Source organism: Desulfobulbaceae bacterium (assembly GCA_015231515.1).
GTDB lineage: Bacteria > Desulfobacterota > Desulfobulbia > Desulfobulbales > VMSU01 > JADGBM01.
In genome coordinates this window covers 1-10,968 of sequence record JADGBM010000097.1, presented here as the reverse complement: position 1 = coordinate 10,968, position 10,968 = coordinate 1, and the positions used below count along the sequence as shown (strand labels likewise).

Annotated in this window: 9 protein-coding genes; 7 read left to right on the top strand and 2 right to left on the bottom strand. The window is 47.0% G+C overall.

Annotated elements, in window-relative coordinates:
• Positions 1 to 50 precede the first annotated feature (50 nt).
• The 7 genes from HQK80_12800 to HQK80_12770 all read left to right on the top strand — a co-directional run bounded on the left by HQK80_12800 (position 51) and on the right by HQK80_12770 (position 8,048).
• Complete coding sequence (locus HQK80_12800; protein ID MBF0223083.1) at positions 51 to 473, top strand: response regulator; 423 nt, start codon at positions 51 to 53, stop codon at positions 471 to 473.
• A gap of 55 nt (positions 474 to 528) precedes the next feature.
• Entirely contained in the window at positions 529 to 2,874 is a 2,346-nt protein-coding gene (locus HQK80_12795) for a chemotaxis protein CheA (GenBank protein ID MBF0223082.1), read from the top strand.
• Positions 2,875 to 2,974: 100 nt separating this feature from the next.
• The gene (locus HQK80_12790; protein MBF0223081.1) at positions 2,975 to 3,298 is read left to right on the top strand and encodes a GAK system XXXCH domain-containing protein; all 324 of its coding nucleotides are present in this window, start codon (positions 2,975 to 2,977) and stop codon (positions 3,296 to 3,298) included.
• A 427-nt stretch (positions 3,299 to 3,725) separates the two neighbouring features.
• Positions 3,726 to 5,360, top strand: coding sequence for a hypothetical protein (locus HQK80_12785; protein MBF0223080.1), 1,635 nt, complete (start codon positions 3,726 to 3,728; stop codon positions 5,358 to 5,360).
• A gap of 268 nt (positions 5,361 to 5,628) precedes the next feature.
• Positions 5,629 to 5,952: an endonuclease domain-containing protein gene (locus tag HQK80_12780; protein ID MBF0223079.1), complete on the top strand. Its 324-nt coding sequence runs from the start codon at positions 5,629 to 5,631 to the stop codon at positions 5,950 to 5,952.
• A 109-nt stretch (positions 5,953 to 6,061) separates the two neighbouring features.
• Positions 6,062 to 7,297, top strand: a complete 1,236-nt coding sequence (gene trpB, locus HQK80_12775; GenBank protein MBF0223078.1) for a tryptophan synthase subunit beta — start codon at positions 6,062 to 6,064, stop codon at positions 7,295 to 7,297.
• Positions 7,284 to 8,048 carry a tryptophan synthase subunit alpha gene (locus HQK80_12770; GenBank protein MBF0223077.1) on the top strand — a complete coding sequence of 255 codons (765 nt, stop codon included), beginning with the start codon at positions 7,284 to 7,286 and terminating at the stop codon, positions 8,046 to 8,048. Before trpB ends, HQK80_12770 begins: the two co-directional genes overlap by 14 nt.
• Positions 8,049 to 8,056: 8 nt before the next feature.
• Here the strand turns inward: HQK80_12770 and HQK80_12765 are convergent, their stop codons facing one another.
• A complete protein-coding gene (locus HQK80_12765) occupies positions 8,057 to 9,853 on the bottom strand; it encodes a HAMP domain-containing protein (protein ID MBF0223076.1) in 1,797 nt (598 codons plus the stop codon).
• Between the two features lie 75 nt (positions 9,854 to 9,928).
• Positions 9,929 to 10,786 (bottom strand): hypothetical protein, encoded by an 858-nt coding sequence (locus HQK80_12760; GenBank protein MBF0223075.1) that lies wholly within the window; start codon positions 10,784 to 10,786, stop codon positions 9,929 to 9,931.
• Positions 10,787 to 10,968: the final 182 nt, after the last annotated feature.

The window sequence follows — 10,968 nt, the reverse complement described above, 5'->3', positions numbered from 1 at the left end:
TAGATTAGTGAATGAAGAACACACGATTCTGAAACAAACGGGATAAATACATGAAAAAAGTATTAGTTGTTGAAGATGATTTTTTTAGCCGGCAGTTATTAATTGAACTGCTTAGCGATCATTTTGATACACTCCATATGGCTGTCAACGGTAAGGAGGCGGTTGAGGCCTTTATCCGTTCAGTTGAGGAGGATAAACATTACGACCTCATCTGTCTTGACATCATGATGCCTGAACTCAATGGGCAGGAGGCCCTGCAGGAGATCCGCAGAATCGAGAAAGAGAAAGGGATCGGTGGCGCTGACATGGTTAAAGTAATTATGACAACCGCCCTGAACGGCCCCAAAGATATTATGGGTGCCTTCATAAAAGGCGGCTGCGAGGGGTACCTAACAAAACCAATCGACCTGGTTAAACTCAATGAGTACTTGAAAAAATTTGGACTCTATCGAGAAAAAAAGACAGTGAGATAAACTTTCGACCAATTAGCTGAAATATTGCCTCCATTTTACCAGAAGGTATGCCTTAATGTCCGCACAACTAGATAACGACCAGATAGAGATCATTATTGAGTTTATCACTGAAGCACGAGACCTCATTGATGAGGTTGAGCCGGATATTCTTACCCTCGAAGACAAGATTGATACCTCGGGACAGGGACTCTCCAAGGAAGCCGTTGATGACCTTAACGCAATATTCCGGCTATTCCACTCCATGAAAGGTGGCGCCGGCTTTTTGGGATTCAACAATGTTGTTGAGTCAACCCATACAGCCGAAAACCTGCTGGATAAGCTGCGGAACGGCCAGATCCAACTGACCCCCAACCACGTCGACCTTCTTTGTAAATCATGTGACTTCACCAAGGAAGCCTTAGATTGTATCGAAGCAACTTTCAGCGATGAGGGGGTTGCCGAATCATCACAGCAACTGATCAAACTATTTAATACCGATTCACCCGCGGCAACACCTCCACAAGATAATTCTGCACCGCTCAAGGAAGAGCCGGAAGAAGTTGTTGTAGATTCAACTCTCCAGGCTGCAGAGGCACCACCTACAATTAATCTTGATATTGATTTATCCGACTTAGTTACTCCGGAAACTCGAACAAAATTTCTCGAAGAGGCTGATGACCTCCTACAGGAAGTTGAAGACGACCTGCTGCAGATCTCTAAAAACCCGGAGAATCTTGACCCGGTTGAGAGGCTGTATAGAAACACTCACAGCTTTAAGGGGAACTGCGGTTTTTTAGGTTTTACCGATCTTGAAAAACTCGTCCATTCACAAGAGACCCTCATCGAAACAATCAAATCTGGTGTCAACAAAGATATTGCTCGAATCTCCAACCTGCTCCTGGAATTAATCGACGTTTCAAGGGCAGCCCTTGATGACATTACGCAAGGTGGCACAGGGCGAGTCAAAGGGCTGAATATCTATGTTGAGATCATCAATAACCACCTGCCGAGAACCGTCCTGCAGATGTTTGATGGTGAATCCTCACGAATAGGAGATATCCTTGTTAAGCAAGGGGCTGTTGAGAGAGCCGACATTGATGCCGCTTTAGACATCCAGCAAAAACCAATTGGCGAGATCCTGCTGGAGAGCGGAAAAATTTCCAAGGAAAACCTGGACAATGCCTTAAAGGCCCAGGAAACTCAGCGGGGTGTTGCAGTAGATCTAGACAAAAAATCCGTCAAAAGACAAGATATCAGGGTTGATATTGACAAGCTCGACAGCCTTATCAATCTTATCGGTGAGATGGTTATTGCTGAGAATATGGTTATCCATAACCCGGACTTAAAAGACCTGGAACTTGAAGGCTTCAACAAGGCCAGTCAGCATATGTCCAAAATTGTTCGCGAACTTCAGGAAATGGCAATGACCATTCGAATGGTTCCTATTTCAGGGCTATTCCGCCGAATGATCCGTCTGGTTCACGACCTGTCGAGAAAGTCCGGCAAGAAAGTCGATTTACAACTTGCAGGCGAAACCACCGAGGTCGATAAGACCGTCATAGAAAAAATCATCGATCCTCTGGTTCACCTGATCCGAAACTCCATGGATCACGGCCTCGAACCGAACCCTGAACGTCTTCAGATAGGCAAGCCGGAAATCGGCACCATTAAGCTCACTGCCAACCACGAAGAAGGTGAAGTCATTATCACCATTGTTGATGATGGTCGCGGCCTTGATCGCAAAAAACTCATCGCCAAAGGCATTGAGAAGGGCATAGTGGAAGGCGACGGCTCCCAACTAAGTGACAAGGAGGTCATGCAGCTTATCTTCCATGCCGGATTTTCAACGGCAGAAAAAATTACCGATGTCTCTGGCCGCGGGGTTGGCATGGACGTCGTACGCCAAAACCTCGAATCCATTAAGGGCAGGATCGACATCGACAGTAAACTAGGGGAAAGCACCACCATCAGCTTACGTATTCCACTGACCCTGGCAATTATTGACGGTATGTTGATCAGGACAGGCAGTTCCCACTACATAGTGCCAATTCTATCAATAAAAGAGTCCTTTCAACCCTCTCTTGATGCCATTACCGTCACTCCCGACGGCCAGGAGATGGTGAAAGTCAGAGAACATCTTCTGCCCATTAAAAGACTCCACGAAATGCACCATATCACCCCTGACCATACCGAGTTGGACGAGGGTATTCTTATCATACTGGAGGGGCGCAACAGCAACATCTGTCTTTTTATTGATGAGCTTATGGGCCAACAACAGACTGTAATTAAGGGTCTCTCTGAGTATATCAATAAAACCGGCGATGTCGGTGGTGTTTCCGGCTGTACCATTTTAGGCAACGGCGAGGTCTGCCTTATTCTTGACGTACGATCCATTGAGGAGAGCATAACCAAAACAAGCTAAGCCAGCGCCTGGCAGACTGAATTTATATTGTTACTACAGCAGAGCGACAGATCTTAGCAATTTCCAGCCTTTACAAAATCCCCCAGATTACGGCAATATCGTGCACTCAAAATCAGCAAAAACAGCAGAAATTGCCGAGTTAAAGTTCCGGCCCTTAAAAAAAGACCTGCACCATTGGTTCAAGCAACTTCGATACGCTACCGAATCGGGCAAACTTCCTGACCTAAAAACAGTAGAGCAATTCCTGGCCGGAGTCACTCTCATGGTTTCTTACCCAGGTTTCGGGGATGAATTCTATTCGTCTTTCAAAGCAGCCTGTGATTCGTTGCTTCCCCTTCTCAAATCTGGTGATATCAACAGTTTCGAAAAACAGATAACAACCATCCATGACCTCAAAAAACAGTGCCATCTTCGCTTCAAATAACTTTTTTGAATACCCGAAACACCAGTAGTAAACACCAGTAGTAAGTTGACAGAGAAGGCATTTATTATTATATTCGGCACCAATCTTTCGTAGCACACTAAAAGTCTTATTTCCGAAGCGCTTTTGACCCGGAACAAACTTAATGTCCTGCAGACGGGATTTAGATATTAAAGCAGCAACAAATATGAGTTAGGCTCAAACGCCACAAAATCCCCCTGAATCCCCCTTTTTAAAGAGGGACTCAGGGGGATTTTTTATCTTATGTACAAATGAAAACTCCTTACTGTCCAGTTATAACCGTCCGAAATCATTGACCACCGATAAAAACCTCTGGGGATGTTGAGCTTGTTGAGGAAGATTAGCGCTAATCAGGGTTATTATCATACCTACTATCAAAGACTGAGCAAAGAAAATTGTATCTACCGGCATGAGCAAATCTTTTCCAAAAACCTGCATAACCCCTGATGGTTTCCGTTACGCAATTCACTCTCCTTCCTATTCGGTTAGTAATTTCCGCAACGAATGTTCAATTGAACCGCTGGGGGAATTTGCTGATGGCTCACCACATCGTAACACCGTCAATTTTCCTTCTGGAAATGTGCCAATTTCACAGGCTGACATCGTTTATGAAATACCCAACCCATTTGCCTTCCGGGGTACCACCTACATAACAAAAAGCTGGGCGGAATCAAAAGTTGCCGACCCGAGTTCAATCGCGATCAAGCCCCGAGCCTCGGCATCGCTCTGCAAAACACTTGAAGCCCTTGGCCACAGCGTTGACAGTCACAATAATCGCCTTGAAGTTTTCAGAAAATTCCCAGAACCAGTCTTACTGGCGATGGCCGCCAACTCAACTGATCCTGACGATCTTACCGTACTAGCCCATATCAGTTGTGAGTTTACCTATGATACTGAGCAGACCCCCAGCGGACTGCGTTATGAAAAAACTGCCGGTGGCATTAAAGCTGTCATCGCAAATCATGCCTTGTTCGAGATTGTTGTTAACAACCCATACCTGCCTGATTCGTACAAAGAGATAATGGTTCTGCGTCCTGGTGTTCAGGGAACCAGCGAGATTGTTGGCGAATGGAGATCAAAAGACAACCACATCTTCGAGTATCTTCGTAGTAACAGTTACATACCATGGGGCCATTACGCAGCCAACATGGCCAATGATTCCATTCGTTACCATGCCAGTGAACTGAGTCTAAGTGACATGAATGGACTCCGGCATTTATATTACCAGCGCACATTTACCCGTTTCGCAGAACTTCTTGGCTGCAAAATTCCAACATCCCAAAAAATGCTGAGTGAAACAGAGCTTGAAAGTCTGCGACTTGATATAGTAAAAAAGTTGTCCGATGGAGCCACCCCACCCCTGCCTTTTTCAGCTACCTTATGGGGGTGGAATTACGGTTTTGACTGTGCCGCCAGCAAATATCGGCTCCACGCCTCACACCAGATGATCCACCAACAGTTTGCCCTCCTGCCTTCTTCTGTACCTGTGCACAACTCGGATAAAAAGTTGGCGGCTAGCCCCTGGCAAGAGTATACGCCATACGGTTGTGGTGACTTAATCAGAGAGTGTATGGATCGATACGAAGAGGCCACCGGAAGTGACCTGTTTGCCGATTACGAATCCGCCATACGCAACAACACCCGTATGGACTGTCGAGATGATCTGCCCGCCAGCTTAATCGTCTTTGAGGATAGAGATGTTCTTCTCTTTGTACCGAAGGCCCAGACGTCTCAATGGGAGCTTCAGTTACTGGTCAACAGCGCCGGGAACATTCTTGAAGCAGATAGTGGCACCAGAAACTCTATTAACAAGGCAATGCTTGTAGCCATTAAAACACTGTCGGCACTTGGCGCTGAGATGATAAGTACCATTGAATTCTCCAAACGCCTGCAAGACAAATCGAGTCAACGTCTCCTATACTCATTTCTGCCCAAATTACCATTTTCACCCGGAGCATTCAGTGAAGCTCAGTTGCGCTGGATAAATGGGCATTACCCGGAGGATTTTGCTCGGGCCTGTAGAGAGAAATTAGTTTTGAATTGAAGTTTTCGGGTGGGGATTGGTATTGGCCCCCACCCCAACCCTCCCCCGCTGGGGGAGGGAGTTATTTTGCTTGGCCAGGCTTTCCACTTCGGAGGGAGGGATTTTTTCGTACCCAAAAAGCCCATCCACTGCGGAGGGCGGAAGTTCCTCTCCACCTCTAAGCCCCTCCCCCCAGCGGGGGGAGGTTGGGAGGGGGGAAAAAACATTGTGGCAACCACCCCCAATACCACCACTACTCCTTCACAGAGCACGTGATTTACGTAAAAACATGACCGACACCGAGCAACTCCTCTGGCAATGCTTACGCCGCAGTCAACTTGGGGGATTTAAATTCAGAAGGCAACATCCCATTGGGAAATTCATTGTTGATTTCTTTTGCGTCTCTTCCAAGCTTGCTGTTGAGCTTGACGGAGGACAACATGGGGATTACCACATAGAGGCCTATGATTCCAAACGAACTTTATGGCTCAACAGTAAGGGGATTCGCGTTTTGCGTTTCTGGAACAACGAAATTTTACAGAATTTGCCGGAAGTTTTGGCTAAGATCTGGTACATCCTTCATAATCCCCCAACTCAAAATGGGTGCACGTGACGGTTGATTGAAGTAAACATAGGTACGCAGCTTTACATGAGTCATCAAAGCCATTTCGGCGTTCGGCATCTCACAAACCAGTGATACTGCCAAAAAGGATATATGCATTATGAAAAATACAAACGGCTATTACGGTGAATGGGGCGGAGCTTTTATTCCTGAAGTCCTTTTCGAGACCTTCAAAGAGTTTAACGCAGCCTTTACCGAGGTTAAGGCTGACCCCTCATTCTGGCAGGAGTACTGCGATCTTATGGGCACCTATTCCTGTAGGCCTACGCCACTAACTCACGCTGAGAATCTATCCCGCATCTTTGGCGGCGCCCAGATTTACATTAAACGTGAAGACCTTAATCACACCGGTGCCCACAAAGCTAATAATGTTATGGGCCAGGGACTGCTTGTCAAGCGGATGGCCAAGACCAGGGTAATAGCTGAGACCGGGGCGGGGCAGCACGGTGTCGCCACCGCGACAATGGCTGCCAAATTTGGTTTTGACTGCACCATATACATGGGCGAGGAAGATGTTATGCGTCAACGGCCGAATGTTTTTTGGATGGAGAAATTGGGCGCAGAGGTCATCCCGGTAACCTCCGGATCAAAAACACTAAAGGATGCCATTAACGCCGCTTTTCGTGACTGGGTAACCAATATGGACAACACCCACTACGTCATGGGTACAGTCTGCGGCCCTCACCCATTCCCAGAGGTTGTTGCCTGGTTTCAATCAATTATTGGTATTGAGGCAAAAGAACAGATCCTCAAACAGTTCGGCAAGCTACCTGCCAAGGTTTACGCCTGTGTTGGAGGCGGTTCTAATGCAATGGGAATTTTCCAGGGCTTTTTAGACAGCCGTCACGTTGAACTTATTGGAGTTGAGGCCGGAGGCAAGGGCATTGCCACTGGTCAGCACGCAGCACGACTTGCCGAATCCGGCGGCTCTGCCGGAGTAGCACAGGGTTATAAAACAATGTTCCTGCAAGATGAAGACGGTCAGATGAAAGATACCCATTCGGTGGCGGCAGGCTTGGACTATGTGGGTGTTTCACCAATCCTTACCGACCTCTGGCAAAACGGCAGGGTTCGCTTTGATTCAGCCACTGATGATGAGGTCATGGCGGCACTTGAAAAAACCATGCGCAAGGAGGGAATTATTCCCGCCCTGGAATCAAGCCATGCCTTTGTCTCCGCCTTCAAGGAAGCCGGTCAATTGCAACCTGATGAGGCAATAATTATAAACATGTCGGGCCGCGGTGACAAAGATATTTTCACCATAGCCAATGCCTTCAATGATCCTTCCTGGAAAAAATTTATAATTGAACGAGGTAAAGAATATGCATCTTCGTGACAGTATTACAAACAGTTTAAAGCAGAAGGAGATTCTGCTGATGACCCATATTGTTCTTGGCTATCCATCCTTTGAAGACAATCGCAGGGTCGTTGAGCAGATGGTCGCTAACGGTGTTGATCTGATTGAAATGCAGATCCCTTTTTCGGAGCCGGTAGCAGATGGCCCGGTTATAATCAAAGCGAACCAGGACTCCTTAACCTCTGGAACCAAAGTCAAGGACTGTCTTGATTTTGCCAGAGAGATGTGCGCTCAGCACCCAATTCCTTTTCTGTTTATGACCTATTACAACATAGTATTTAAATATGGCCTGAAGCGCTTTCTTTCAAAGGCTGAGCAAATTGGCATTAAAGGGCTTATCATTCCCGACCTGCCACCAGAAGAGGGTCAGGAATATTTGAGCCTGGCCAAAGAACATTCCATTTCAGCCATTCAAATTTTTGCTCCCACCAGCACAGAGGAGCGTATGCAGACCCTTTCATCACACGCTGATGGTTTTATCTATTGTGTCGCTCGACGGGGCGTTACCGGCAGCCAAACCAGTTTCGATAAGGAGTTCAACAACTACATTGACAGATGTAAAGCCAACACAGAGTTGCCATTGGCCGTTGGTTTTGGAATTTCTGACAAAAACGATGTGGAGGAATTGCGAGGAAAAGCCGAGATTGCCGTCATCGGCAGTGCAACAATTCGCCTGGTGGATAGTGAGGGGCCAGAAGCTGTTGGCCCGTTCATCAAAGGCTTACGCTGAAGGTGGCTCTAAGAACCCTTCAATTGTGGGATGTCATTGGCGGGGGAGTTTTCTATCTCGCCATCAGTATGATCGAGCGAAGCCATAAGTCCATTTGATTCGGCAACCAACCCCTGTGCGGCACGATCAATTTGACTCAAGCCCGAATTTATCTGGCCGATACCTGCTGCCTGATGTTCACTTGCAACAACAATCTCACTGACAAGCATTGCCATTTTGCTAATCTGAACGTGAATGGTATCCAGTGAGGCCGCCATCTTCTCAGCAACCTCTGAGGCATAACCAATTTTTTTCATTGGTCCATCAATTAAGGCCGTGGTGTTTTTAGCGGCATCAGAGCAGCGATATGCCAAGCGTCGCACTTCTTCAGCGACTACGGCAAAACCTTGGCCCATTTCACCCGCATGAGCTGCTTCTACCGCTGCGTTTAAGGCAAGAAGATTCGTCTGAAAGGCAATATTGTTGATTTCCTGGATTGTTTTAGCAATTTCCTTACTGGCATCATGTACTTCACCCATGGTGAAGACCATCTCACCAACCTGTTTCTTACCAGATTCAGCACTGTTTTTGGTTTCAGTAGTCATCTCTTCAGTGGAACGGGCCTTCATGACATTTTGCTGGGTCATGCCATTGATCTCTTCCATGGAGGCACTGACCTCTTGCAAGCTTGCCGAAACCGTTGCCGCCACTTCAGTTAAATTAATTGCACTCGACTCAATATTCTCTCTGTTATTTCGCAGCTTTTCGATCATGATGGCCATGGAGGCACCCAGTTGCCCTACCTCGTCACGACCGGTAATATCAACGCGTTGGTTAAGATCACCCGAGGCAATGCCCTGAGCAATCTGAACTGCCCTGACCAGGGGACGTGAAATAGCTCGGCCAATAACCAGGGAAAAAATAACCGCAACGACCAAAGAGGCTATGGCAAATACGATCATCAAGCGGCGTTTGTTAAGCAAAAAGCTTATGATAGTATTCATCTCCGAGGCATGATGCTGAATGGTTTTGCCAATTCCAGCCTGGTTCTCCAGCACTGTTCCCAGTGTTTTTTGGCCTGCCTCCTGAGCAGCAAGACGCTGTTGTTCATATGCCTTCTTTTCAAGAGCTGCTTTTTCATCGAGCAACCGCTTTATATCTTCCCTCAGCACCCCTAACCGATTCCTCAAACTTGTGCCGATTTCCTGGGCCTGTTGCACCAACTCGACCTGCTGGGATAAAGAGACGTTTTCCTCATCGAGGGCTCGAACCTCATCATAGGTCTGCAGATAGCCTCGACTGGCCCGCTGCGCCATTTTAAGAATGTCAGCGTCCACCTCCGCCATTACCGGGAGTTCTAGAAATGACTCAAGCTCTTGTTTGAGTGAGGCTATTTCTGCAGCAACCACAGCGTACGGCTCACCGTCGTAAATAATCAAGTTCGCCTGCCGGTCAACAGCCGCCATCGCTTCCTGCGCAGAAAGAATCCGGGCCGCCAGACTACTTTGCCGGTCGAGCCGCTCCTGGCTTAGCTGGGCCTGTTCATGGCTGAACTTAACCTGCTGGGCCTGTTGTCGTTCAAGAATTTCGCCCATGGAGGTGCTCACATCGCTAACCTGTTTTGACAACCCATCAATACTGGCCACAAACGATCTGTTCATGACCAGGTTGTCAGAAACGATGCCCAGAGCAATACCGGCTATGATCAAGAGTAGCAAGACAACACAACCCATAGCCATAGATATCTTCATCTGGATTCCCAGCGAAAAGGAGCGCCCGGCGGACGCTCCTTTAACAACGTTTTTTTTCTTGAAAAGGTTCAACATAAATCCACTCTCTAATAGTTACGTGGTCAACCTGCCTATCGATTAGGCCTCTGCTTTATGACACTCTTCAGGAAACTATTTAACTTCCAGTGTCCATGCACCAACACTGTGATGGTCATCACCGGTGTGGTCAAAAACTGCCACGTTGGCTGCATAGGATTTACCCTTTTCAAATTTCACATCATCGGCATTGCCGGTATCAAGTTTTCTGGCCATCTCAAGGGTCCAAACCCCATCGGCCCAAATCGCCTCGGTCTTTATGTCGGCAATACTGCCGCTAACTGCTTTATTCGGAACATATCGAGGGATAACATCGCCTATATTATCAAGCGGTTTCTGGCTTTTATACATATCATCGCCTGCATCACTAGGCCTGGCAATCCAGATCTCTTTACCATCCCGGGTTGGATGTTTTTTGGCCTTTGGAATTTTCTCAAATGACATGATATGCATTTTGTCATGGGCAATGCCGGCACTCTGGCTTCGATAGGCCTTCCAATGCCATATATCCGCCTGATAGGCCTTTCCTGACAACATGCAGGAACTAAAATCGCCACCCATATCAAAATTTAAGACAAATCTGTCTTCACGGTCTTCACCTTCGACATAGCCATCTTTTTCCTTGTCCCAGGTCAATTGTTTGTGGGTATCGCTTTTGGTGGAATCCGGCCACTGAGCCAGAAAGTAAATCATATCGCCATTAATTGCGGCCTTCAGATCAACTTCGACTTCTCCCTGATACGCCTTTGCATCACCAGGAGTTGAAGGGCTTACCTTAATTTTCACCCCTGATATGCCTGACCACTCATCAGCCTTGCCGTCAAGGGTCGGAGCTGCGCCTAATGCTCCAGTTGTAAGCTGCGGCGCAGCTGCCCAAGAAGTTCCTGCCGTCAGTAAAACAATCCCCGCTACCAGATACGTTTTTAAACCCATTACCATCTCCTTAAATTATGATTTTAGATTTCCCATTAACTCCAGAACGACTCGACTACCGGCAACTGGCTATATAATGGGCAAAAGTTATTAACGCTAAACTAATGATCTAATTTTTAAAGTACAATGGTCAAGTATTTATTTTAAAAAAAGAAAAAAAAAGGGGGGGGAGGAGAAAGCCT